This is a genomic window from Pseudomonas sp. AC242 (assembly GCF_979258655.1).
In genome coordinates this window covers 1121386-1144462 of the sequence record NZ_OZ409873.1, presented here as the reverse complement: position 1 = coordinate 1144462, position 23077 = coordinate 1121386, and the positions used below count along the sequence as shown (strand labels likewise).

Below are 23077 nucleotides of genomic sequence, written 5' to 3'. Positions count from 1 at the left end.
TCTTGTCCCGACAATCAGCGTCGTTCCTTCTCGCATCATCTGGCGTAATGGCCACTTGCCGCATGGGGGCGTGCTCAGGCATAACAGCGGAACAAATCGACAAGGATGTTTATCTTGCGCCTCTTATTCCGTGTGCTGACCCTGATCGTCGTGCTGCTGGGACTGGTTCTTGCCGTGGTCCTGTATTACGTCGCCAACCCGAAATTGCCCTTCTACACCCCCGCCGAGCAGGTGCATTACCTCGATCAGTGGAGTGACGAAGACCGGCAAACCTACTATTTCACGCCTCAGGGTACGCAGGTCAAAGGCCTTCGCTACGAGTGGTTCCAGGCCTTGGAGCTGCCTTTTTCTGAACAGCGTTTCGCGTCCTCCGATTACCTCGCGCGCTTCGGTTTTCTGATTGATCCGCAGCACAAAGCCACGGCGAACAACCCCGGCAACCTCCCCGTCGGTTTTGCCCGCCATCAGAATCCCGGCAGCTCTGAGCAATATCTGGACATTACTTGCGCCGCTTGCCACACCGGCGAATTGCGCATCAACGGCCAGGCCGTGCGAATTGACGGGGGTACCGCGCAACATGTGTTGCCTTCCAGTGTTCCTACTTTGCGTGGTGGCAGTTTCGGACAGGCATTGGTGGCAAGTCTGACCGCGACTTACTACAACCCATGGAAATTCGAACGTTTTGCCAGAACCGTGCTGGGCGACGAATACGACACGCGTCACGAGCAATTGCGCAAAGACTTCAAAACCTCACTGAATACATTCCTCAAAGTCGCCTGGAACGATACCCATCGCGGCCTCTACCCGACCGAAGAAGGTCCCGGCCGCGCCGATGCTTTCGGACGCATTGCCAATGCGACGTTTGGCGATGCGATTTCCCCCGCCAACTACCGCGTGGCCAATGCTCCGGTGGATTACCCGCAGCTCTGGGACATGTGGACGTTCGATTGGGTGCAGTGGAACGGCTCGGCGCAGCAACCAATGGCGCGCAATATCGGTGAAGCGTTAGGCGTCGGCGCCACCCTGAATTTTTTCGATGCCAACGGCCAGCCGCTGCAAGGCGAAGCACGTTATGCCTCCAGCGTGCGCGTGCGTGATCTGCACAAAATCGAAGAAACCCTGCAAAGGCTCAAGCCGCCAGCCTGGCCAGAGGATCTGTTTGGCGCCATCGACAAACCCTTGGCAGCCAAGGGCCGCACGCTATTTGTCGAGAACTGCGCCGGTTGTCACGTACCGCGCCAGACTCAGGAAGGTGAGCGCTGGGTGCAGCATTTGCACATGCTGCCGGTCAATGTCATCGGCACCGACCCGACCGCTGCCGACAATATCGCCAACCACCGTTTCGACCTGACAGCCCTGCAGTGGGATCTGAAAGAACTGGAAAAAATGGACGTCAAGCTGCATCCGACACCCAAGGAGCCACTGGACTTGAGCCAGTTATCGGTGGCCAAGGGCTTGGCTTACGTCACCGCTTTCGTCGAAGACCGCGCCTATCGCGAAGCCAACGTCACGCCGCAGGAAAAACCACGCATGGACGGCTTTGGCCTGCCGATCGGCGTTCGCGAAAAAGTCGCTTACAAGGCCCGCCCGCTGGCCGGTATCTGGGCCACCGCTCCGTTCCTGCACAACGGTTCGGTACCGAACATCTATCAGTTGCTGTCGCCGCAGGATGAGCGCGCCACAACCTTCTTCAAAGGCACCTTTGAATACGATCCGCGACATCTGGGGTATCGCACCGAAGCGTTTACCAATGGCTTCCTGTTCGATACGCGGATCACCGGCAACCACAACAGCGGCCATGAGTTCCGCGCCGGCGAACGTGGCAACGGCGTGATTGGCCGGCTATTGCAGCCCGAAGAACGCTGGGCGCTTCTTGAGTACCTGAAAGTCCTCGGCGGCCCACTGGAGGCGCAACTGCCATGATCTCAACCTTCAAGAAAGAACAGTCGCTGCTGGCCAGAATCTGGTTGTGGCTGGGTCGTTTGCTAGGCAAGGTTCTGTTGATAGCGCTTGTCATCGGCTTGCTCGGCTGGGCCATCGCTACGGTCTGGTTTGCCTGGCAACACCGTGGCCCGGTGTCGGCGCAGGAGCAGATTCCCACCGGCGAAGCGGCGATGACCCAGGACGTGGTCCAGACCGCCGTACGCATCGTCGATCAACATCGAGAAAGCACACGGTATCTGCGCGACGCCCATGCCAAGGCTCATGGTTGTGTAAAAGCTCAGGTGCAGGTGTTGCCGCAACTCGCGCAGTCGCTGCGACAAGGCGTGTTCAGTGAGCCCGGCAAAACCTGGCAAGCGATGATTCGCCTGTCCAATGGCAATGCCTACCCACAGTTCGACAGCCTCCGCGACGCGCGGGGCATGGCGATCAAACTGCTGGACGTATCGGGAAAACAGCTGCTTGGCAATCGCCAGTCACAGCCTGAGCAGGATTTCGTGATGTTCAGCCACCCGAACTTTTTTGTCAGCGATGTCGCCGAGTACCGTCAGAATGTGGCGGCGCAGGCTGACGGCAAAAAGGTCATGGCGTTTTTCCCCGGCTGGGATCCGCGCAGCTGGCAGATCCGCCATTTGTTTATTGCCTTGGCAACGCTATCGCCGCCACCGGACAGCCCGACAGCGACGACATACTTTTCGGTTTCGCCCTACAAGTTCGGGGAAGCCAATGCAAAGTTTCGTGTTGCACCCGATCCGGACAGTTGCCCTGCCTATACACTGCCCAAACAGAACCACGACCTGCCGAATTTCCTGCGCAGCGCTTTGACTCAGCAGTTGTCGACGGACCGGATACCAGCCTGTTTCGTACTGCAGATCCAGCGCCAGGATGCCAACAAGTACATGCCGATCGAAGACACCAGCATCGAATGGCGCGAGCAGGACTCACCCTTTGAAACGGTCGCGCGGATTACCCTGCCGCCGCAGGATTTCGATACCCCGGCGCTAAATCTGGCGTGTGACAACCTTTCGTTTAATCCGTGGTTCGGGCTTGAGGCGCATCGGCCGATTGGCGGGATCAACCGCTTGCGTAAAACGGTATATGAGGCAGTGAGCGACTATCGACACAGCCAAAATGCTGCGCAGTAGCACGGTGTCATGACACCGTGGAAACTTGAAATCAACAAATCCGGGACAGCAAAAAGCCCGCACTAGGCGGGCTTTCTGTGGAATCTGGCGTTCAGTGTTCCAGATTCCGAATATGGCGCAGCGGACGGGACTCGAACCCGCGACCCCCGGCGTGACAGGCCGGTATTCTAACCGACTGAACTACCGCTGCGCGAAACGCTTGAAACGAATGGTGGGTGATGACGGGATCGAACCGCCGACATTCTGCTTGTAAGGCAGACGCTCTCCCAGCTGAGCTAATCACCCTTCGCTTCGTTACGGGACGCATTATGCCACAAGTTTTCGTAAAGTGTTGATTTAATTGAAGTTTTTTTCAAATAAATCCGAAAACCGGTAAAACGACACATCCCGCGGGTACAACCTTGGAGCAGAAAAAAACCCGCCTTGGCGGGTTTTTCCGTGGTGACCTGGCGTTCAGTGGTCCAGGTTACCGAATATGGCGCAGCGGACGGGACTCGAACCCGCGACCCCCGGCGTGACAGGCCGGTATTCTAACCGACTGAACTACCGCTGCGCTAAACACTTGAAACGAATGGTGGGTGATGACGGGATCGAACCGCCGACATTCTGCTTGTAAGGCAGACGCTCTCCCAGCTGAGCTAATCACCCTTCGCTTCGGTGTGGCGCGCATTCTACGGAGCGACCCAACCTCTGGCAAGCACTTTTTTAAATAATTTTCTCAGGCCTTCCAAAGGCTTAGAGAAGGGTTGGCCTATGAGACGGCGAAGACAATAATGCCCCCCTTTGTATAAAGGAGAGACTCACCCCATGTGGTTCAAAAACCTGCTTATCTATCGCCTGACCCAAGACCTGCCTGTCGATGCCGAGGCGCTGGAAACTGCACTGGCCACCAAACTGGCGCGTCCATGTGCAAGCCAGGAGTTGACCACCTACGGTTTCGTCGCGCCGTTCGGCAAAGGCGAAGATGCTCCATTGGTGCACGTCAGCGGTGACTTCCTGCTGATTTCCGCCCGTAAAGAAGAACGCATTCTTCCGGGCAGCGTCGTGCGTGACGCGGTCAAGGAAAAGGTCGAAGAGATCGAAGCCGAGCAGATGCGCAAGGTCTATAAGAAGGAACGCGATCAGATCAAGGATGAAATCATCCAGGCGTTCCTGCCGCGCGCCTTCATTCGTCGCTCGTCGACCTTCGCCGCCATCGCGCCGAAACAGGGCCTGATTCTGGTCAACTCGGCCAGCCCGAAACGCGCCGAAGACCTGCTGTCGACCCTGCGTGAAGTGATCGGCACCCTGCCCGTCCGTCCGCTGACGGTAAAAATGTCGCCTACCGCGACCATGACCGAATGGGTCACCACGCAGAAAGCTGCCGACGACTTCTATGTGCTGGACGAATGCGAGCTGCGCGACACCCACGAAGACGGCGGCATCGTCCGTTGCAAGCGTCAGGACCTGACCAGCGAAGAAATCCAGCTGCACCTGAGCACTGGCAAAGTGGTTACGCAGCTGTCGCTGGCCTGGCAGGACAAGCTGTCGTTCATGCTCGATGACAAGATGACTGTCAAACGTCTGAAGTTCGAAGATCTGTTGCAGGATCAGGCGGAGCAGGACGGTGGCGATGAAGCGCTGGGGCAACTGGATGCCAGCTTCACGCTGATGATGCTGACCTTTGGCGATTTCCTGCCGGCGCTGGTGGAAGCGTTGGGTGGGGAAGAGACTCCGCAGGGGATCTGATCGGTTTTTTGTGTGAACGCTTAAAAGATCGCAGCCTTCGGCAGCTCCTACAAAGGACGTGTTTTTCTGTAGGAGCTGCCGGAGGCTGCGATCTTTTTGCTGGCGACGTATGCTTAGCTTCCTAACGCTTTCACATAATAAGGATCAAGCCATGCGCGCACTGGCTGCACTCAGCCGCTTTGTCGGCAATACCTTCGCTTACTGGGTTCTGATTTTCGCGGTGATTGCGTTCCTGCAACCGGCGTGGTTCCTCGGCCTCAAAGGCGCGATCGTACCGTTGCTGGGCCTGGTGATGTTCGGCATGGGCCTGACCCTCAAACTTGACGACTTCGCTGCCGTCGCCCGCCATCCGTGGCGCGTGGCGCTGGGCGTAGTCGCGCATTTCGTGATCATGCCCGGTGTGGCGTGGTTGCTCTGCCAAGTGTTCCACCTGCCGCCGGAAATTGCCGTCGGAGTAATTCTGGTCGGTTGCTGCCCGAGCGGCACTTCGTCCAACGTCATGACTTGGCTGGCTCGCGGCGATCTGGCGTTGTCGGTGGCCATTGCCGCCGTCACCACCCTCCTCGCCCCACTGCTGACCCCGGCGCTGATCTGGCTGCTGGCTTCGGCATGGCTGCCGGTATCGTTCATGGAGCTGTTCTGGTCGATCCTGCAAGTGGTGTTGCTACCGATCATTCTTGGCGTGGTTGCCCAGCGTTTGCTTGGCGACAAGGTTCGTCACGCCGTCGATGTGTTGCCGCTGGTGTCGGTGGTCAGCATCGTCATTATCGTGACCGCCGTGGTGGCGGCCAGTCAGGCAAAGATCGCCGAATCCGGTCTGCTGATCATGGCCGTGGTCATGCTGCACAACAGCTTCGGTTATTTGCTGGGCTACTTCACCGGGCGTCTATTCAAGCTGCCGCTGGCCCAGCGTAAGTCGCTGGCGCTGGAGGTGGGTATGCAGAATTCGGGATTGGGCGCTGCATTGGCCAGTGCGCATTTTTCGCCATTGGCGGCGGTGCCGAGCGCGTTGTTCAGCGTTTGGCACAATATTTCCGGCGCGCTGCTGTCGACCTACTTCCGGCGCATGAGTGAAAAAGAAGATCGCGAGACCCTGGCGCAGCAAGCGGCTGACTGACCTCGAAACTTGATCCCCGGGTTAATGCTGGTCAAACTAGCGCGCAACGCGGGGACGACCCTGCGGCTCGATCGAGTCATTAATCTGGGGACGACCCCGTCAATCGATGGAGGTCTTGCATGTCCTGGATCATTCTGTTTTTCGCCGGCCTGTTCGAAGTCGGCTGGGCCGTCGGCCTGAAATACACCGACGGCTTCACCCGCCCGCTGCCCACCGTTCTGACCGTTGCGGCCATGGCCATCAGCCTTGGCCTGCTTGGCCTTGCGATGAAGGAATTGCCGCTGGGCACGGCCTATGCGATCTGGACCGGTGTCGGTGCCGTGGGCACGGTGATTGCCGGGATCATTCTGTTTGGCGAGTCGATGGCGTTGATTCGGCTGGCCAGTGTGGCGTTGATCATTACCGGGTTGATTGGCCTCAAGGTCAGCGCTTAAGCCACTAGCGCTTTCGCGAGCAGGCTCGCTCCCACATTAAACCGCGTTCCGTCAGAGGAATACGATCAACTGTGGGAGCGAGCCTGCTCGCGAAGAGGCCCTTAAAATCGCCGACTATCTGACGGCCCCGCGCAACTCCCCCACCAACACTTGCAACTGCGCCGGCTCAGCAGCATCCACGCCCACCGGCGCACCCGCCACCAACGTCACCCGCGACCACAACCGCCGAAACACACCTTTATTCGGATCGCGACTGAAGAAACTCCCCCACAACCCCTGCAACGCCAACGGAATCACCGGCACCGGCGTCTCCTCGATAATCCGCGTCAGCCCACCGCGGAATTCGTTCATCTCGCCATCGGCAGTCAACTTGCCTTCCGGGAAGATGCACACCAACTCACCATCCTTCAGATATTGAGCAATGCGCGTGAAGGCCTTTTCGTAAATCTGGATGTCTTCATTACGTCCGGCAATCGGAATTGTTCCCGCTGTGCGGAAGATAAAGTTCAGCACCGGCAAGTTGTAGATCTTGTAGTACATGACAAAGCGAATCGGCCGACGCACCGCGCCGCCAATCAGCAACGCATCAACGAACGAAACGTGGTTGCACACCAGCAATGCCGCGCCTTCATCGGGAATCGCCTCAAGGTTACGGTGCTCGACGCGGTACATGGAATGGCTGAGTAGCCAGATCATGAAACGCATGCTGAACTCGGGGACGATTTTGAAGATGTAGGCGTTGACGCCGATATTCAGCAGCGACACCACCAGGAACAACTGCGGGATCGACAGCTTGGCCACGCTCAACAGCACGATCGAAACGATGGCCGAAACCACCATAAACAACGCGTTGAGAATGTTGTTGGCGGCAATCACCCGCGCCCGCTCATTCTCGGCAGTGCGCGACTGGATCAAGGCATACAGCGGCACGATGTAGAAACCACCGAAGATGCCGAGACCGAGAATATCGACCAACACCGCCCAGGTGTGCACGAAGCCCAGCACCTCAATCCAGCTATGGCCAGTGACACTGTCGGGAATTCCGCCGGAGTGCCACCAGAGCAGCAGGCCGAACACAGTCAGACCAAATGAGCCGAACGGCACCAGACCGATCTCGACCTTACGCCCGGACAGCTTCTCGCAAAGCATCGAACCCAGCGCAATACCGACCGAGAACACCGTGAGAATCAGCGTTACAACGGTTTCATCGCCGTGCATCCATTCCTTGGCGTAAGCCGGAATCTGCGTCAGATAAATCGCCCCGACAAACCAGAACCACGAGTTGCCGACAATCGAGCGTGACACCGCCGGAGTCTGGCCCAGACCGAGTTTCAACGTCGCCCACGACTGGCTGAAGATGTTCCAGTTCAGGCGCATTTCCGGGGAGGATGCCGCTGCACGGGGAATGCTGCGACTGGCCAAATAGCCCAGCACGGCAATCCCGACGATGGCGCAGGACACCAGCGGCGCGTAGTGCGAGGAAGACATGATGACCCCGGCGCCAATCGTCCCGGCGAGAATCGCCAGAAACGTGCCCATCTCCACCAGGCCGTTGCCGCCAACCAGTTCATCCTCGCGCAGCGCTTGCGGCAGGATCGAATATTTCACCGGCCCGAACAGCGCCGAATGCGTGCCCATGGCGAACAGCGCCACCAGCATCAGCGACAAATGATCGAAGAGGAAGCCGACCGATCCTACGGCCATGATCGCGATTTCCGCGAGTTTGATCAGACGAATCAGCGCGTCCTTGGCGAACTTTTCGCCAAACTGCCCGGCCAGTGCCGAGAACAGGAAAAACGGAAGGATAAACAGCAACGCACACAGGTTGACCCAGATCGAACGGTCACCCTCGATGGTCAGCCGATAGAGAATGGCGAGGATCAGCGACTGTTTGAACACGTTGTCGTTGAAGGCGCCGAGCGACTGCGTGATGAAGAACGGCAAGAAGCGCCGGGTGCGCAGCAGGTTGAACTGTGAGGGGTGACTCATCTTCCGTGTTTCCCTGATGTTTAAGGTAGAGAGGCCTGGGTACTGCTTATTGGATTCTCGAAGCGCGATCCAGGCCACACCTTACCTAAACTTTTCAGGTTATTTCTTCAAACCTGCAATGCACGGCGAGACAAACAGCTCGCCACGCCAGGCGCCCTGCACGGTGCGTTTACCGACGATCAGCCACATCACCGCCAGCAACATCACCAACAGCGTGCCGACGACGCTGAAAAACGTCAGGTTCAGGGTGCTCGCCAGCTTCAAGGTTGCCAACGAATAAACCCCTAACGGAAAGGTAAATCCCCACCAGCCAAGGTTGAATGGGATGCCGTCACGCAAGTACCGCACGGTGATCAGCAGCGCCATCAGCATCCACCACAGCCCAAAGCCCCACAGGGTAATGCCGGCAATGAGGCCCAGACCCGAAGCGATCTCGCCGATGCCCGGCAGACCGTTTGCCGCGAAGATCGCTGGCGCATCACCGCCGAGCAGCAACATGCCCAGCGCACCGGTACCGATCGGACCGAGGGCCAGCCAGCTCGAAGCGGCCATGTTTTCGTGGGGCAGTTTATGCAGGGCCATGCGCAGCAGCAGAATCGTCAGAATGCTGAACGCTACCGGCAGGGAAAAAGCCCAGAGCACGTAGCTCGTCGTCAACACCACCAGTTGCGAGTGGGCATCGGTGAGATGCGGTGCGAGCAAACCACCGCTGGCCGCTGCCACTTCTGCCGCCACGACCGGCAGCAGCCAAACGGCGGTCATCTGGTCGATGCTGTGTTCCTGACGGGTAAACATCATGTACGGAATCAACACGCCGCAAGCCAGTGACATGGCCACATCAATCCACCACAGCACTTCGGCAAGATGAATCACACCGTCGCCCCAGCGCGGCAGGCCGAACAGCAGAAATCCGTTGATGATCGTCGCGAGACCCATGGGAATCGTGCCGAAGAACATCGACACGGTGGAGTGGCCGAAAATCCGCCGCGCTTCATCGAAGAACAAGATCCAGCGTGCGGCATAGGCAGCGGCAAACACGCTGAACAACAGAATGTTGAACAACCACAAACCTTCAGCGATGGCGTGCAGGCCTGGAATGGCCAAAGGCAATTGCGCCAGCGCCAACGCCAGCACACCGGTGCCCATGGTGGCAGCGAACCAGTTCGGGGTGAACTGACGGATGACTTCGCGTGGATGCTGAAGCTGGCTGAACGGCTTGATGCCGGGTTTGGCGCTATTGGGGCAAATCATCATGAACTCCTGTCCTCCGGTGAGGTTGAGTCCATGGTAGAACCGAATCGAATATCTATATAACGGGTAATATCTCTAACTGTTATCTGTTTTACCAATAAGCATTCAGACGCTGCCCTCGCTCTCGATCACCAGAATCCGCGCAGAGCCTTGCGGATGGGCGACGTGCTCGGTGCCGACGCTCGCATAGAAGATGTCACCGACATCCAGCTGCACCTGTTTTTCTTCGCCCAGTTCGCGGTAATGCATCAGCACTTGCCCATCCAGCACCACAAACACTTCCTCGCCGTCGTTGATGTGCCATTTGTACGGCTGATCGGTCCAGTGCAGGCGCGTGGTGATGCCGTTCATGTTGGCGATGTCCAGCGCACCCCAGGCGCGCTCGGCGGTGAAGGTTTTGCTGCGAATAATCTTCATGAGTCAATCCGTGAGAAGAAGGCGCGCCAAGGCTAACCGAAACCGCAGTGATTATGGAGCGCGGCACACTTTGGCTGGCGCAGGACGCAGGCTGAGCAACAACGCGGCGACAGCCAACACGATCAAAATCGCCCCGTAACCATCGGTGGTCGCCAGCAATCCGTAGCTGCGCGACAAGTGCCCGGCGAGCAACGCCGGCAGGCAGAACGCCAGATAACTGAGCACGTAATACGCGGCCATCAACCCCGCGCGCTCATGGGCCAAGGCCAGCGGCACGAGGCTGCGCACCGCACCGAGAAATCCTGCACCGAAGCCGCAACCGGCCACCAGCGTGCCAAGGAAAAACAGCGCCAGACTGGCGCTGTGCACACCCAGCAGAATCAACACCAGACCAATCGGCAGCAGGCTCGCGCCTAGCTGCAATGCCCGTGCGGCGGGACGATTGCGCAGGGTGAAAATCATCAATGCACCGGTCACTGTCAGGGCGGCCACGGTTGCGCCGCCGATCAGATTGGACGTCGAACCGGTGGCGGTGCGCACCAATGACGGTGCCAACGAGGCGTAGAAACCGCCGAGCGCCCACGTTGCCGTATTCAGCGGCAACACGCGCCACAAGGTGGCCCGCGCTTGAATCGGCACGTGCAATGTCGGCCGCAACGAGGCCCAAGCCCCCGCTAGCGGAGTGACGCTTTCCGGTAAGCGCCAGACATAAATGCCCTGCAATACAAACAGTGCGAGCAGCAGCCAATAGCTCAGTTGCAACGGCGCCGGCGCAAATTCGGCCAGCAAACCGCAGCCCATACCGCCCAATGCCATGCCAAGCAACGGCGCCACACTGTTGATCAACGGTCCTTGCTGACGGTCGGTGTCGAGCAACGTCGCGCTTAAAACGGCGGTGGCCATGCCGGTCGCAAAACCTTGGAGTACACGCGCACTGATCAGCCAAGTCACACTGTCGGCGTAGATAAACAGCAGCATCGCCAACGCGTTGAGCACCACAGCGGTGAAGATCACCGGTTTGCGCCCGAGGTGATCAGACAGCGAGCCGACTGTTAATAGCGCCGCCAACAGACTGAGTGCATACACGCCAAAGATCAGCGTCAGCACCGCGGCCGAGAAGTGCAGTTGATCCTGATAGAGGTGATACAACGGCGTCGGCGCCGTGGAGGCGGCGAGAAAACTCAGTAAAGTCATCGCCAGAAAGCACAGGCTGGATCGGTTGTTAGCAAGGCTGGTCATGGGCACACTCCGCAAAAGCTAATTTTTTGCTTTTGCGGAGTGTGCTACTGCCTCGCGCTTAAAGCAAATTCTTTGTGTTAAGGTCTGCCGCATGGCTATTAAAGAAGGTTTACGCCCCGGCGGCCGCAGTGCCCGGGTGCAAGATGCAATTCATTCGGCAGTTCGAGCGCTCCTGCAAGAACAGGAGCGCTCGACCGTGACCGTCCCGCAAATTGCCGCGCGCGCCGGGGTGACGCCGTCGACGATTTACCGGCGTTGGGGTGATCTGTCGGCGTTGCTGGCAGACGTCGCCCTTGCCCGCATGCGCCCGGACAGCGAGCCGGCGCAAACCGGCAGCTTGCGCAGCGATATCCGCGCGTGGGCCGAGCAGTATCTCGACGAGATGAGCTCCGAGCCTGGGCGCAACATGATGCGTGACGTGCAAGCGAGCGCGACGCCGGGGTATTGCGTGACGATCATCGGCGCGCAGTTGCAGACGATCATCGAGCGGCATCCGGATGAAGTGGCACCGAGTGTCGATCGGCTGATCAATCTGGTGGTCGCGCCGGTGGTGTTCCGCATTCTGTTTTCGGCGGCGGCGCTGGAGGTGGATGAGTTGCATCGGTTGATTGATATTGCGCTGCGTCAGGACTGACACCGATATTCATGTAGGAGCTGCGGCACGCTGCGATCTTTTGATCTTGATTTTGAAAGATCAAAAGATCGCAGCCTCGTTTCACTCGACAGCTCCTACAGGGTTCGATGCCTGGCAATGTCAACGCACAACGCCTCCATTCAACCTGCGACACCCCGCCACGCCACGACCTTGGTCGACACTGACTAACCGCCCCGCGCATGCGAGACTGTCCGCCCGGGCAGGAGTGCCGGGGAGTCATTTGTCGGGAGTGTTGCATGTCGCTGTCCACCGGGCTGATCGCCGCCGTCGCCCTGGCCTATATGGCCATCATGTTCGCCATCGCCTTCTACGGCGACCGCCGCAGCGCGCCGTTGCCGCCGCGCATGCGTGCCTGGGTGTACAGCCTGTCGCTGGCGGTTTACTGCACCAGTTGGACGTTCTTCGGCGCAGTCGGTCAGGCGGCGGAACAACTGTGGTCATTCCTGCCGATTTACCTCGGACCGATCCTGCTGTTGGTGGGCGCGCCGTGGGTCCTGCAGAAGATGGTGATGATCAGCAAACAGGAGAACATCACCTCCATCGCTGACTTTATCGCCGCGCGTTACGGCAAATCGCAATCGCTGGCGGTGGTCGTTGCGCTGATCTGCCTGGTCGGCGTCCTTCCTTATATCGCCCTGCAACTCAAGGGCATTGTCCTCGGCGTGAACCTGCTGATCGGCGCCGGTGCCGACGCCATGGGTACCCGCGCCCAGGACACCGCGCTGATCGTGTCGCTGGTGCTGGCGCTGTTCACCATAGTCTTCGGCACGCGCAACCTCGATGCCACCGAACACCACCGTGGCATGGTGCTGGCGATTGCCTTCGAATCGCTGGTCAAACTGTTCGCGTTTCTCGCCGTCGGCGCCTTCGTCACTTATGGCCTGTATGACGGTTTCGAAGACCTGTTCAACCAAGCCATGCTCGCCCCACGCCTCGAGGAATACTGGAAAGAAACCATCAACTGGCCATCGATGGTGGTGCAAACCGGCGTGGCGATGATGGCAATCATCTGCCTGCCCCGGCAGTTCCATGTGACGGTGGTGGAGAACATTGATCCGCAGGATCTGCGCCTGGCCAAATGGGTGTTTCCAGCGTACCTCGCATTGGCTGCTTTGTTTGTAGTCCCGATCGCTTTAGCCGGTCAGATGATGCTGCCAAGTGACGTCTTGCCCGACTCCTTCGTGATTAGCCTGCCACTGGCTCAGGCGCACCCGGCGCTGGCGATGCTGGCGTTTATCGGCGGCGCGTCAGCGGCGACCGGCATGGTGATTGTCGCCAGTGTGGCGCTGTCGACCATGGTCTCCAACGACATGCTATTGCCGTGGTTGCTGCGCAGAAATAACGCCGAGCGCCCGTTCGAAGTATTCCGCCAGTGGATGCTCTCGGTGCGCCGCGTGAGCATCGTGGTGATTCTGCTGCTGGCGTACGTCAGCTATCGCTTGCTTGGCTCCACTGCCAGTCTGGCGACCATCGGCCAGATTGCCTTCGCTGCGGTGACCCAACTGGCACCGGCCATGCTCGGCGCCTTGTACTGGAAACAGGCCAACCGCCGCGGTGTTTTCGCAGGCCTGGCCGCCGGTACTTTCCTGTGGTTCTACACGTTGATCCTGCCGATTGCCGCGCACAGCCTCGGCTGGTCGCTAAGCAGTTTTCCGGGACTGGCTTGGCTGCACAGCAATCCGCTGAACCTGCCGATCACCCCACTAACCCAAGGTGTGGTGTTGTCACTGGCCGGTAACTTCACCTTGTTTGCCTGGGTTTCGGTGTTATCCCGCACGCGCGTGTCGGAGCACTGGCAGGCCGGGCGTTTCATCGGTCAGGAAATCAGCGCACGGCCGAGTGCACGCTCGATGCTGGCGGTGCAGATTGACGATTTGCTGCAATTGGCCGCGCGTTTCGTCGGTGAGGAACGTGCGCGGCAGAGCTTTATTCGTTTCGCTTACCGTCAAGGCAAAGGCTTCAACCCGAACCAAAATGCCGACGGCGAGTGGATCGCCCATACCGAGCGTTTGCTGGCCGGTGTGCTTGGCGCGTCCTCGACCCGCGCGGTGGTAAAAGCCGCCATCGAAGGTCGGGAAATGCAACTGGAGGATGTAGTCCGAATCGCCGATGAAGCTTCGGAGGTCCTACAGTTCAACCGCGCCCTGTTGCAGGGTGCAATCGAGAACATTACCCAGGGCATCAGCGTCGTCGATCAGTCGCTGAAACTGGTGGCGTGGAACCGGCGTTATCTAGAGCTGTTCAACTACCCGGACGGCTTGATCAGTGTCGGCCGACCGATTGCCGACATTATTCGCTACAACGCCGAGCGCGGTTTGTGCGGCCCCGGTGAAGCGGAAGTCCACGTTGCTCGTCGTTTGCACTGGATGCGCCAGGGCCGCGCGCATACGTCTGAGCGGCTGTTCCCCAACGGCCGGGTGATCGAGTTGATCGGCAACCCGATGCCGGGCGGCGGCTTCGTCATGAGTTTCACTGACATCACCGCATTCCGCGAAGCCGAACAGGCGCTGACCGAAGCCAATGAAGGATTGGAGCAACGGGTCAGCGAACGTACCCAGGAACTGTCGCAACTCAACGTCGCCCTGACCGAAGCCAAGGGCACTGCCGAGGCGGCCAATCAGTCGAAAACCCGTTTTCTCGCGGCAGTCAGCCATGACTTGATGCAACCGCTGAACGCCGCCCGGCTGTTCTCCGCCGCCCTCTCCCATCAGGACGACGGCTTGAGCGGCGAGGCACAGAAACTGGTGCAGCACCTCGACAGTTCGCTGCGCTCGGCCGAGGATCTGATCAGCGATCTGCTGGATATCTCCCGACTGGAAAACGGCAAGATCAACCCGGATCGCAAGCCGTTCGCCGTCAATGAGCTGTTCGACACTCTCGGTGCCGAGTTCAAGGCACTGGCACAGGAACAAGGTCTGACCTTCCGTGTGCGCGGCAGTCATCTGCGCATCGACAGCGACATCAAATTGCTGCGCAGGATTCTGCAGAATTTCCTTACCAACGCTTTCCGCTATGCCAAGGGCCCGGTGCTGCTCGGGGTGCGTCGACGCGGCGGCGAACTGTGCCTGGAAGTGTGGGATCGCGGGCCGGGGATTCCGGAAGATAAACAGCAGGTGATTTTCGAGGAATTCAAACGCCTCGACAGTCATCAGACCCGCGCTGAAAAAGGCCTCGGGCTGGGTTTGGCAATTGCCGATGGCTTGTGCCGTGTACTCGGCCACACCTTGCGTGTGCGCTCGTGGCCGGGGCGCGGCAGTGTGTTCAGCGTCAGCGTGCCGCTGGCTCGCTCACAAGCCGTGCCGGCCAGCGCCGTCGCTGAATTGAATGGCAAGTTGCTGAGCGGCGCGCAGGTTCTGTGCATCGACAATGAAGACAGCATTCTGATCGGCATGAACAGCCTGCTGAGCCGCTGGGGCTGTCAGGTGTGGACGGCGCGCAATCGTGAGGAGTGTGCGGCGCTGCTGAGTGACGGCGTGCGACCGCAACTGGCGTTGGTCGACTATCACCTCGATCACGGGGATACCGGTACGGAGTTGATGGCGTGGTTGCGCACACGCCTGGGCGAACCGGTGCCGGGGGTGGTGATCAGTGCTGACGGGCGACCTGAGATGATCGCGCTGGTGCACGCGGCGGGCCTGGATTATCTGCCGAAACCGGTGAAGCCGGCGGCGTTGCGGGCGTTGTTGAGTCGGTATTTGCCGCTATAGAAGCAAAAGATCGCAGCTCCGGCACCTCCTACATGGGTATGGCGTACACCCTGTAGGAGCTGCCGGAGGCTCGGGCCGCGTTCGGACGATCTTTTGATCTTTATTCAGGGAGCTCGACGAGACCATCGACATCGGTCATCGCCCGCTCCAGCAAATCCGCCGGCAAACTCTTGCTCGCCCGTGCACCGAGCAACTTGAGCTGTTCACTGCGACTGACCAGATTGCCGCGCCCTTCTGTCAGCTTGTTACGCGCTGAGCTGTAGGCTTTATCCAGCTGTTGCAGTCGATTGCCGACCTCATCGAGATCCTGAATAAACAGCACGAACTTGTCGTACAGCCACCCGGCGCGCTCGGCGATTTCCCGAGCGTTCTGACTTTGGCGCTCCTGCTTCCACAGACTGTCGATCACGCGCAACGTTGCCAGCAACGTGGTCGGACTGACGATGACAATGTTGCGGTCGAAGGCTTCCTGAAACAGTGATGGCTCAGCCTGCAACGCCGCCGAAAACGCAGCTTCTATCGGCACGAACAGTAAAACGAAGTCGAGGCTGTGCAGGCCTTCCAGACGTTTGTAATCCTTGCCGGCCAGGCCTTTGACGTGATTGCGCAACGACAGGACGTGCTGCTTGATCGCGATCTGCCCGAGGGTGTCGTCGTCGGCAGCCACGTATTGCTGATACGCGGTAAGACTCACCTTGGAGTCCACCACCACTTGCTTGTCGCCCGGCAGGTAAATGATCACGTCAGGCTGGAAGCGCTCGCCGTCCGGGCCTTTGAGGTTGACCTGGGTCTGGTACTCGCGGCCCTTTTCCAGACCGGCGTGTTCGAGCACACGCTCAAGAATCAGCTCGCCCCAGTTGCCTTGGGTTTTCTGGCCTTTGAGGGCACGGGTCAGGTTGGTGGCTTCGTCGCTCAGACGCAGATTGAGCGCCTGCAAGCGCTCCAGTTCCTTGGCCAGCGAGAAGCGCTCGCGGGCCTCGGCCTGATAGCTTTCTTCCACACGTTTTTCGAAGGATTGAATGCGCTCCTTGAGCGGATCGAGCAACTGTCCGAGCCGTTGCTGACTGGTCTCGGCAAAACGCTGCTCGCGCTCATCGAAGATCTTCCCGGCCAGTTCGGCAAACTGCGCCCGCAGTTCATCGCGCGAACCTTGCAGGTCGCTGAGGCGTTGCTGATGACTTTCCTGCTGTTCGCGCAGTTCGGCGTTCAGTGAGGCGGCCTGTGCGTCGAGGCGGCGCAGTTCTGCTTCCTTGTTCGCACGTTCGAGGTTCCAGGCGTGGGAGGCATCGCGAGCGTCGTCGCGTTCGATCTGCAGCAGTTCGACTTCCCGGCGCAGAGCCGCCAGTTCAGCTTGCTTGGCGGCATTGGCCTGACCGAGATCGGCGATCTCATCGCGACTGGCGTCGAGCTGCGCGTTGAGCCCGTCCTGTGCCAGTTGCGCCATGGCCAGACGTTCTTCGAGCAGAGCCACCTCGGCCTGCCCATTGCTCGCCCGGCGTTGCAGTTGCCAGGCCAGCGCCAGCAGTGGCAATCCCGCTGCTGCAAGCCCCAGCAATACGCTGGTCAAGTCCATAGCCATAGCCACTCCCGCCGATCTTATAAAGCCTGAAGGTTAACCAAGGTGTCAGGTCTTGGACAGCTCAGTCTTCGAGCAGACCGAGTTCCTGCTGCGCACGACGGTCGCCGGCGCGAGCAGCCTGGCGCAACAGATCCTGACCGATGCGACGGTCCCGTGCGTTACCGCATTCGCGGCACATCAATTGGCCGAGACGGCTTTGCGCAACCACCACGCCATCACGCGCCGGTTGTTTGAGCAGGCGGCCAGCGAGGTGTTTGGCATTGTGACTGTCGCTCAGGCGCGGGCTGTCGAGCAGCCATTCGGCAACGCGAACGGAAAATCGCTTGGGCGGGGTAACAGGAGAAGGCTGTGAGGTAACAGAGTCTGATACTGAGCGAAACTTCATAAAGCACTGTGGGACGAATCGGAAGGCGCGCCACTCTACTCTCTTTTTCTTACAGGTAAAGTCGAAAAACAACCCGGCACGCCCGTCCTAGAGCAAGCGCTCGGGACAATCCACAGAAGCTGTGGATAACTCAGTGGACAACCGCCCTCCAACCCTCGCAAAGCCTTATGGAATGGGGCTCGCAGTCAAACTGACGATTTTTTCACCAACAAAAAAAAGCGATGTTTTTCATTGACTTAAACTTTCGTTGCAGGCAGCCATCGGGGTCAGGATTGGTATGACAGCGCCGTTACAGCCTGCGCAACTAATGTGCACAAGTACCTGTTACCTGGTTATATCGCTGCGCTTTTTCGGGTCGTTTTGGCGATCAGTGGGGGGATAAACCAGTCTGGCGCGCGCCTCGATGAAAATATCTTCACCGACCGACGGTCAATCAATGCGCCAATTCCGGGCATTTGAGCAAACACGCCAAGCAGCCTCAAGCTGTGGCTGCGATGTTTTTCTACACGAAGTTTGCTTTACCCGTTTCGATCCGTTAGTATCCGCGGCGTTAGTACCAAGCTGAAAGTCAATTCCGGTCGAACACATCCCCACGGTCAGCCTTCTACCAAGAAGCCCTACCGAAAAAGCGGGAACGACCCCTCGATGGTTTCCAGGTAAATCTTGCGACGACACTGCCTTCGAATGATGCGAAGGGTGTTGCGAAGAACACTTACTCTGACCGAACCAACCTGCAAATTGATCAGGATCTTCACCCCGGGCCCAGAACCTTTGCCCTCGTTGTGATGCCTGCCCTCCTAAGTACCTACCTGCCAGCCCAAGCGCGCCAACTTATCAGCGCTTCAAACTGGCTGCTTTGTTCCAGTCGGGTTCTTCGTTTGACCAATGGTGGTCGACGTTACTGGAACGTTTTAACGTTGCACGGTTCTTATCCGTGTCATTTGTAGGAACACCTAATAACTATGTCTACTCAAATCCATACTCAGGATGCCATTCGCACCCTAACCAATGCTTTTGCACCAATGAACTGCCTGATCATGGCCGCTCGCAAAGGCTGCTTCAGCTTCACACTGGTCAACGAACACGGTATCGCCCGCCACAGCGAGCGTCTGTACCCCGATCAGTACTCCAGCGCTGAACCGCTGCAGGCCGTGATCGATCGTACCCGTCAGGCACTGGTTGCCTGAAAGCCGAAAAGGCTGCAAAAGCAAAAGCCCCGCACAAAATGCGGGGCTTTTTATTGCCCGATGTTTCGCTTTTACCCCTCAGCGGCTAAGCACCATCGGATATAACGAATATTCCCCGCAGCCGGAAATATTTTAAAAACAGGCCTTTACGTCGCGAATATGACACTACACTTCAACTCAAGCGGCGTGATCCGCTTGCGGCGAGCCTGAACCGATCCACAGCTGCCAAGCCCCCCTTCAGGACTCGCCATTAATAACAAGAACCGAGGGTTTTATGGGTATCGCTGCCAGCGAACTGTGCCGCTACGTGATCCGTCCTACGCTGATCTACCTGGGACGTCACAGCGCGACTGCCGAATCTCTGCTGCTGGGCATCGCCGCCAGCCAGTCAGCCTTGGGTTCCGCCCTGCATGACCGCCGTGGGCACGGCCTCTACCGCATCGCCGAGCATCGCCATCAGGCCCTCTGGGATGATTATCTGGCGCTCGACCCGGAACGCGCGAGCCTGGTGCGCGGCCTCGCCAGTCAACACGCTTTCCTCAGCGGCCCCCACCTGGAACTTACGGTCAATCTGCGTTACGCCACAGCGATTGCCTGGCTGCTGGTAGAAGAACAAAACCCCACTCTCCCCGATTCCAACGATTTGCTGGGGATGGCGCGTATCTGGCGCCAGACCTTTCAACCCCAAGGTCGTCTGCGCGACTTCACTTATGCCTGGCACACCTGTGTTTCAACGGTGAATCAGGTCGCTTGCTGACCGCCGGGTTTCAAAAGATCTGCCAACAGGTCGCGAATCTGGTCGGATTGTCCTACAAAACCGCTCTAACTCAAGGCATACGGACTATAGCGCTGGGGCGAAAATGTTGGTAATTTTCGCCCCGGTGATCACCAGGAGTTCTAATAATGAAAAAAGTCATGCTCAAAACCACCCTTAGCCTCGCCGTTACCATGGCATCCACCCAGATCTTCGCAGCTGGCTTTGCCATCAACGAACACAGCATCAGCGGGATGGGCACTGGTTACGCTGGGCGATCTTCTTCTGCCGACGACGCAAGCACTGTTTATGGCAACCCTGCCGGCATGTCGCGCCTCAAGCGCGAACAAGTCACTGGCGGCGTTGCATTCCTCGATGCAAAAACCGATATCAGCGATGCCAGCTCCAGCCCTAACGGCGGCAGCAACAAAGGCGACATGGTGCCCTTCACCTCAGTACCTATGGGCTTCTACGTCAAACCGATCGATGATCATTGGGCATTCGGCCTTGGCGTGTACGTGCCATTCGGCCTGATTACCGACTACGAAAAAGGCTTTGCCGGCCGTTACTTCGGCAGCAAGTCCGAAGTACAAGTGATCACCTTCCAGCCAACCGTCAGCTACGCCTTCAACGATAAGGTATCGATCGGTTTCGGTCCAACCATCAACCGCATTGACGGCTCGCTGGAGTCCAACCTGTCGATCACTCAAGCCCTGCCGGACGGCAAGGTCAAGATCAAGGGTGACGACACCGCACTGGGCTACAACGTCGGCCTGCTGGTACAAGCCACCGACAGCACTCGCGTCGGCCTGACGTACCACTCGAAAGTCGACTACAAGCTCGAAGGCGACACCAAGGTCAACTACGGCGCACTGGCCCTGGTCGGTGTGGGCGCCAACCAGAAGTACGACGCTTCGCTGAAGATCACTACCCCTGAATCGGTCGACCTCTCGGTAACCCAGGCGATCAACGATCGCTGGAACGTTTATGCCGGTACTACCTGGACCCGCTGGAGCCAGCTGGAGAAAATCACCGTCAAGAACTCCGGTGTGCAGCCGCTGCTGGCCGGTCAGTTCGGCGAGATCACCGAAGACCAGAACTGGCACGACTCCTGGGCTTACGCCGTGGGTACTTCGTACCAGCTGAACAAGGAATGGGTACTGCGTACCGGTCTGACTTTCGACCAGTCGCCGACCAACAACGTCGACCGCTCGCCACGCATTCCTACCGGCGACCGGACGATCTTCAGCATCGGTGCCGGCTGGAGCCCGACCGAAGATCTGACCATCGACGTGGCCTACTCGTACCTGAAGGAAGAGTCGGTCAACATCCGCAACCAGAACGATCGTGGCCAGAGCTACAACTCGAAGTATGAAAACTCGGCAAACGGTTTCGGTGTCGGCGCTACCTACCGCTTCTGATGCTGCGCGGCGAGGCTAAGCCCTTCGCCCACAAAAAAGCCCCGCTCTCTTTACAGAAAGCGGGGCTTTTTAATGCCTGAATTTTGTGCGACTCGTAGGAGCTGTCGAGTGCAACGAGGCTGCGATCTTTTGATCTGTTTTTTTAAAATCAAAAGATCGCAGCGTGCCGCAGCTCCTACAAATCAGGGTTTCAGCGGTTTCGAGGCAATCGCCTTTTCGATCGCGGCGATAAACTCCGGATCATCGGGTTTGGTCAGGCTGGAGAAATTGGCGATCACCTTGCCCTGGCGATCAACCACATATTTGTAGAAATTCCACTTCGGTGCGCTGCTCTGTGCCGCCAGCACCTGGAACAGATGCGTAGCGTCATCGCCACGAACCTTCTGCGGCTCGGTCATCGCGAACGTCACGCCATAGTTGGCATAGCAGACCTTGGCGGTCTCGGCGCTATCCTTCGATTCCTGCTTGAAGTCGTTGGAGGGCACACCGAGCATTTGCAACCCTTGCGGCTCAAAGCGCTTATGCAGCGCCTCAAGCCCTTCAAACTGCGGCGCAAAACCACAGAAACTCGCGGTATTGACCACCACCAATGGTTTGTCGGCGTACTGCTTGCACAGATCGATGGATTCCTTGGCTCGCAACTTGGGCAACGAGCCTTGCAGCAATTCGGGACAGTCAGCGGCCTGGACCAGGCCAGCCATCGCCATCAGCAACGCGGGAACAGCACACCAGCGCATCAGCATGTCGAACATCCTTGAGCAATCGTCAGACTTCGACGTTACTCGCCACGCCTCGTTCTAGCAAATGCTCATGCCCAACTGCATCAGCGCCAGGCCACCCTGATGCCAGCCCCACCACACCAGCGCCAGCAATGCGGCGCCGAGTGCGGTGATGACGATTCGTGACCAGAGTTGACTCATACGGCGCTCGCAGCGGCTTGCAGACGTGCGACCGGACGCTCGCGCACCGGCCAGTTCAGCGCCGCCGCCAGCAGACTCAAGAGAATCGCCACTTGCCAGATCAAGTCATAACTCCCGGTTCGGTCATACACCACCCCGCCCAGCCAGCCGCCGAGAAACGAGCCGAGCTGATGGAACAGGAACACGATGCCGCCGAGCATGGACAGGTTTCGCACACCAAACAAGGTCGCCACCGTACCGTTGGTCAACGGCACCGTCGACAGCCACAGGAAACCCATCGCCATGCCAAACAGGTAGGCCGACGTGGTCGTCACCGGCAGCCACAGAAACAGCACAATCACCACCGCGCGCAACAGGTACAACGCTGTCAGCAGACGCGGTTTGGACATGCGCCCGCCCAGCCAGCCGGCAGTGTAAGTGCCGAAAATATTGAACAGCCCGATCAACGCCAGCACCGTGGTGCCGACACTGGCGGGCAGATGCTGATCGACCAGATACGCAGGCAAGTGCACACCGATGAACACCACCTGAAAACCGCAGACAAAAAAGCCGAACGCCAACAACCAGAAACCCGAATGCGAACAGGCTTCGCGCAGGGCCTCGGACAAGGTTTGTTCATGGCCAAGCACCGGCAGCGGCTTGTCCTTGAGCATGCTCACCAGCGGCACGATCAGCGCCACCAGCAGGCCCAGCACCAGCAGCGCGGCCGACCAGCCGAGCCAGCCGATCAGGCCCAGCGTGCCCGGCAACATGGCGAACTGGCCGAAAGAACCGGCGGCGCTGGCGATACCCATGCCCATGCTGCGTTTCTCTGGCGGCACAGCACGACCCACGACACCAAGAATGACCGAAAACGAAGTGCCCGAAAGACCGATACCGATCAGCAGACCGGCACTCAGTGACAGCGTCACCGCCGAATCAGACAGGCCCATGCACACCAGGCCCGCCGCGTAGAGGATCCCACCGACCAGCACCACTTTTGCCGCGCCGAAACGGTCAGCCAGTGCGCCGGTAAACGGTTGTGCCAGGCCCCAGATCAGATTCTGCAAGGCAATGGCAAAGGCGAACACTTCACGCCCCCAACCGAACTGCGCACTCATCGGTGACAGGAACAAGCCGAAACCATGCCGCACGCCCAATGACAACGCCAGGATCAGCGCACTCCCGACCAACACCCAACCGCACGTACGCCACATCGATGTCATTAT

At 58.7% G+C, this 23077-nt stretch carries 19 protein-coding genes and 4 tRNA genes; 10 read left to right on the top strand and 13 right to left on the bottom strand.

The annotated features are described in order from the left end of the window. Positions 1-114: 114 nt before the first annotated feature. Together ACZZ0A_RS05240 and ACZZ0A_RS05235 are read left to right on the top strand one after the other, a co-directional pair. On the top strand, positions 115-1923 hold the full coding sequence (locus tag ACZZ0A_RS05240) for a di-heme-cytochrome C peroxidase (protein WP_414916975.1): 1809 nt from the start codon (positions 115-117) through the stop codon (positions 1921-1923). Continuing rightward, positions 1920-3086, top strand: coding sequence for a catalase family protein (locus ACZZ0A_RS05235; RefSeq protein ID WP_463542604.1), 1167 nt, complete (start codon positions 1920-1922; stop codon positions 3084-3086). Before ACZZ0A_RS05240 ends, ACZZ0A_RS05235 begins: the two co-directional genes overlap by 4 nt. Before the next feature lie 113 nt (positions 3087-3199). On the opposite strand, the gene ACZZ0A_RS05230 is transcribed toward ACZZ0A_RS05235, so the two are convergent. The 4 genes from ACZZ0A_RS05230 to ACZZ0A_RS05215 all read right to left on the bottom strand — a co-directional run bounded on the left by ACZZ0A_RS05230 (position 3200) and on the right by ACZZ0A_RS05215 (position 3734). Beyond that, a tRNA-Asp gene (locus tag ACZZ0A_RS05230) sits at positions 3200-3276 on the bottom strand. 19 nt (positions 3277-3295) lie between these two features. Beyond that, positions 3296-3371, bottom strand: a tRNA-Val gene (locus ACZZ0A_RS05225). A gap of 191 nt (positions 3372-3562) precedes the next feature. Further along, positions 3563-3639, bottom strand: a tRNA-Asp gene (locus ACZZ0A_RS05220). A 19-nt stretch (positions 3640-3658) separates the two neighbouring features. Further along, positions 3659-3734, bottom strand: a tRNA-Val gene (locus ACZZ0A_RS05215). Positions 3735-3893: 159 nt separating this feature from the next. Here ACZZ0A_RS05215 and rdgC point away from each other — a divergent pair. From rdgC to sugE, 3 genes are all read left to right on the top strand, one after another. After that, a complete protein-coding gene (rdgC, locus tag ACZZ0A_RS05210) occupies positions 3894-4814 on the top strand; it encodes a recombination-associated protein RdgC (protein WP_007919763.1) in 921 nt (306 codons plus the stop codon). 151 nt (positions 4815-4965) lie between these two features. After that, positions 4966-5931: a bile acid:sodium symporter family protein gene (locus ACZZ0A_RS05205; RefSeq protein WP_095114098.1), complete on the top strand. Its 966-nt coding sequence runs from the start codon at positions 4966-4968 to the stop codon at positions 5929-5931. Positions 5932-6050: 119 nt separating this feature from the next. Then, positions 6051-6365, top strand: coding sequence for a quaternary ammonium compound efflux SMR transporter SugE (sugE, locus tag ACZZ0A_RS05200; RefSeq protein ID WP_003223093.1), 315 nt, complete (start codon positions 6051-6053; stop codon positions 6363-6365). A 114-nt stretch (positions 6366-6479) separates the two neighbouring features. On the opposite strand, the gene ACZZ0A_RS05195 is transcribed toward sugE, so the two are convergent. The 4 genes from ACZZ0A_RS05195 to ACZZ0A_RS05180 all read right to left on the bottom strand — a co-directional run bounded on the left by ACZZ0A_RS05195 (position 6480) and on the right by ACZZ0A_RS05180 (position 11261). Then, positions 6480-8354 (bottom strand): MFS transporter, encoded by a 1875-nt coding sequence (locus ACZZ0A_RS05195; RefSeq protein ID WP_123374682.1) that lies wholly within the window; start codon positions 8352-8354, stop codon positions 6480-6482. Positions 8355-8453: 99 nt separating this feature from the next. Further along, the gene (locus tag ACZZ0A_RS05190) at positions 8454-9605 is read right to left on the bottom strand and encodes a TDT family transporter (RefSeq protein ID WP_463542603.1); all 1152 of its coding nucleotides are present in this window, start codon (positions 9603-9605) and stop codon (positions 8454-8456) included. A 105-nt stretch (positions 9606-9710) separates the two neighbouring features. After that, on the bottom strand, positions 9711-10022 hold the full coding sequence (locus tag ACZZ0A_RS05185) for a cupin domain-containing protein (protein WP_095114101.1): 312 nt from the start codon (positions 10020-10022) through the stop codon (positions 9711-9713). A 51-nt stretch (positions 10023-10073) separates the two neighbouring features. Next, a complete protein-coding gene (locus tag ACZZ0A_RS05180; RefSeq protein WP_463542602.1) occupies positions 10074-11261 on the bottom strand; it encodes an MFS transporter in 1188 nt (395 codons plus the stop codon). Positions 11262-11352: 91 nt separating this feature from the next. Between ACZZ0A_RS05180 and ACZZ0A_RS05175 the strand changes: the two genes are divergently transcribed. Then, entirely contained in the window at positions 11353-11895 is a 543-nt protein-coding gene (locus ACZZ0A_RS05175) for a TetR/AcrR family transcriptional regulator (protein ID WP_095114103.1), read from the top strand. 257 nt (positions 11896-12152) lie between these two features. After that, positions 12153-15623 (top strand): hybrid sensor histidine kinase/response regulator, encoded by a 3471-nt coding sequence (locus tag ACZZ0A_RS05170; protein WP_463542601.1) that lies wholly within the window; start codon positions 12153-12155, stop codon positions 15621-15623. Between the two features lie 100 nt (positions 15624-15723). Here ACZZ0A_RS05170 and ACZZ0A_RS05165 read toward each other — a convergent pair whose 3' ends face one another. Beyond that, the gene (locus tag ACZZ0A_RS05165; RefSeq protein WP_177321054.1) at positions 15724-17088 is read right to left on the bottom strand and encodes a DNA recombination protein RmuC; all 1365 of its coding nucleotides are present in this window, start codon (positions 17086-17088) and stop codon (positions 15724-15726) included. A 175-nt stretch (positions 17089-17263) separates the two neighbouring features. After that, positions 17264-17587 carry an SEL1-like repeat protein gene (locus ACZZ0A_RS05160; protein WP_007919780.1) on the bottom strand — a complete coding sequence of 108 codons (324 nt, stop codon included), beginning with the start codon at positions 17585-17587 and terminating at the stop codon, positions 17264-17266. A gap of 962 nt (positions 17588-18549) precedes the next feature. Between ACZZ0A_RS05160 and ACZZ0A_RS05155 the strand changes: the two genes are divergently transcribed. From ACZZ0A_RS05155 to ACZZ0A_RS05145, 3 genes are all read left to right on the top strand, one after another. After that, on the top strand, positions 18550-18774 hold the full coding sequence (locus ACZZ0A_RS05155) for a hypothetical protein (protein ID WP_003214941.1): 225 nt from the start codon (positions 18550-18552) through the stop codon (positions 18772-18774). Positions 18775-19048: 274 nt separating this feature from the next. Beyond that, positions 19049-19531, top strand: a complete 483-nt coding sequence (locus ACZZ0A_RS05150; protein ID WP_007919783.1) for a hypothetical protein — start codon at positions 19049-19051, stop codon at positions 19529-19531. A 146-nt stretch (positions 19532-19677) separates the two neighbouring features. Next, entirely contained in the window at positions 19678-20949 is a 1272-nt protein-coding gene (locus tag ACZZ0A_RS05145; protein WP_007919786.1) for an OmpP1/FadL family transporter, read from the top strand. 182 nt (positions 20950-21131) lie between these two features. Here ACZZ0A_RS05145 and ACZZ0A_RS05140 read toward each other — a convergent pair whose 3' ends face one another. The 3 genes from ACZZ0A_RS05140 to ACZZ0A_RS05130 are packed head-to-tail and all read right to left on the bottom strand — an operon-like array spanning position 21132 to position 23074. Beyond that, on the bottom strand, positions 21132-21692 hold the full coding sequence (locus ACZZ0A_RS05140) for a glutathione peroxidase (protein WP_123374677.1): 561 nt from the start codon (positions 21690-21692) through the stop codon (positions 21132-21134). 54 nt (positions 21693-21746) lie between these two features. Further along, complete coding sequence (locus ACZZ0A_RS05135) at positions 21747-21869, bottom strand: hypothetical protein (RefSeq protein WP_256586225.1); 123 nt, start codon at positions 21867-21869, stop codon at positions 21747-21749. Then, complete coding sequence (locus ACZZ0A_RS05130; RefSeq protein WP_123374676.1) at positions 21866-23074, bottom strand: MFS transporter; 1209 nt, start codon at positions 23072-23074, stop codon at positions 21866-21868. The genes ACZZ0A_RS05135 and ACZZ0A_RS05130 overlap by 4 nt, the downstream gene beginning before the upstream one ends. Positions 23075-23077 lie beyond the last annotated feature (3 nt).

Excerpts from the sequence above, each read along its gene's own strand:
- ACZZ0A_RS05235 (WP_463542604.1), top strand. The coding sequence starts at position 1,920 with ATGATCTCAACCTTCAAGAAAGAACAGTCGCTGCTGGCCAGAATCTGG.
- rdgC (WP_007919763.1), top strand. The coding sequence starts at position 3,894 with ATGTGGTTCAAAAACCTGCTTATCTATCGCCTGACCCAAGACCTGCCT.
- ACZZ0A_RS05205 (WP_095114098.1), top strand. The coding sequence starts at position 4,966 with ATGCGCGCACTGGCTGCACTCAGCCGCTTTGTCGGCAATACCTTCGCT.
- sugE (WP_003223093.1), top strand. The coding sequence starts at position 6,051 with ATGTCCTGGATCATTCTGTTTTTCGCCGGCCTGTTCGAAGTCGGCTGG.
- ACZZ0A_RS05195 (WP_123374682.1), bottom strand. The coding sequence starts at position 8,354 with ATGAGTCACCCCTCACAGTTCAACCTGCTGCGCACCCGGCGCTTCTTG.
- ACZZ0A_RS05190 (WP_463542603.1), bottom strand. The coding sequence starts at position 9,605 with ATGATTTGCCCCAATAGCGCCAAACCCGGCATCAAGCCGTTCAGCCAG.
- ACZZ0A_RS05185 (WP_095114101.1), bottom strand. The coding sequence starts at position 10,022 with ATGAAGATTATTCGCAGCAAAACCTTCACCGCCGAGCGCGCCTGGGGT.
- ACZZ0A_RS05180 (WP_463542602.1), bottom strand. The coding sequence starts at position 11,261 with ATGACCAGCCTTGCTAACAACCGATCCAGCCTGTGCTTTCTGGCGATG.
- ACZZ0A_RS05175 (WP_095114103.1), top strand. The coding sequence starts at position 11,353 with ATGGCTATTAAAGAAGGTTTACGCCCCGGCGGCCGCAGTGCCCGGGTG.
- ACZZ0A_RS05170 (WP_463542601.1), top strand. The coding sequence starts at position 12,153 with ATGTCGCTGTCCACCGGGCTGATCGCCGCCGTCGCCCTGGCCTATATG.
- ACZZ0A_RS05160 (WP_007919780.1), bottom strand. The coding sequence starts at position 17,587 with ATGAAGTTTCGCTCAGTATCAGACTCTGTTACCTCACAGCCTTCTCCT.
- ACZZ0A_RS05155 (WP_003214941.1), top strand. The coding sequence starts at position 18,550 with ATGTCTACTCAAATCCATACTCAGGATGCCATTCGCACCCTAACCAAT.
- ACZZ0A_RS05150 (WP_007919783.1), top strand. The coding sequence starts at position 19,049 with ATGGGTATCGCTGCCAGCGAACTGTGCCGCTACGTGATCCGTCCTACG.
- ACZZ0A_RS05145 (WP_007919786.1), top strand. The coding sequence starts at position 19,678 with ATGAAAAAAGTCATGCTCAAAACCACCCTTAGCCTCGCCGTTACCATG.
- ACZZ0A_RS05140 (WP_123374677.1), bottom strand. The coding sequence starts at position 21,692 with ATGCTGATGCGCTGGTGTGCTGTTCCCGCGTTGCTGATGGCGATGGCT.
- ACZZ0A_RS05135 (WP_256586225.1), bottom strand. The coding sequence starts at position 21,869 with ATGAGTCAACTCTGGTCACGAATCGTCATCACCGCACTCGGCGCCGCA.
- ACZZ0A_RS05130 (WP_123374676.1), bottom strand. The coding sequence starts at position 23,074 with ATGACATCGATGTGGCGTACGTGCGGTTGGGTGTTGGTCGGGAGTGCG.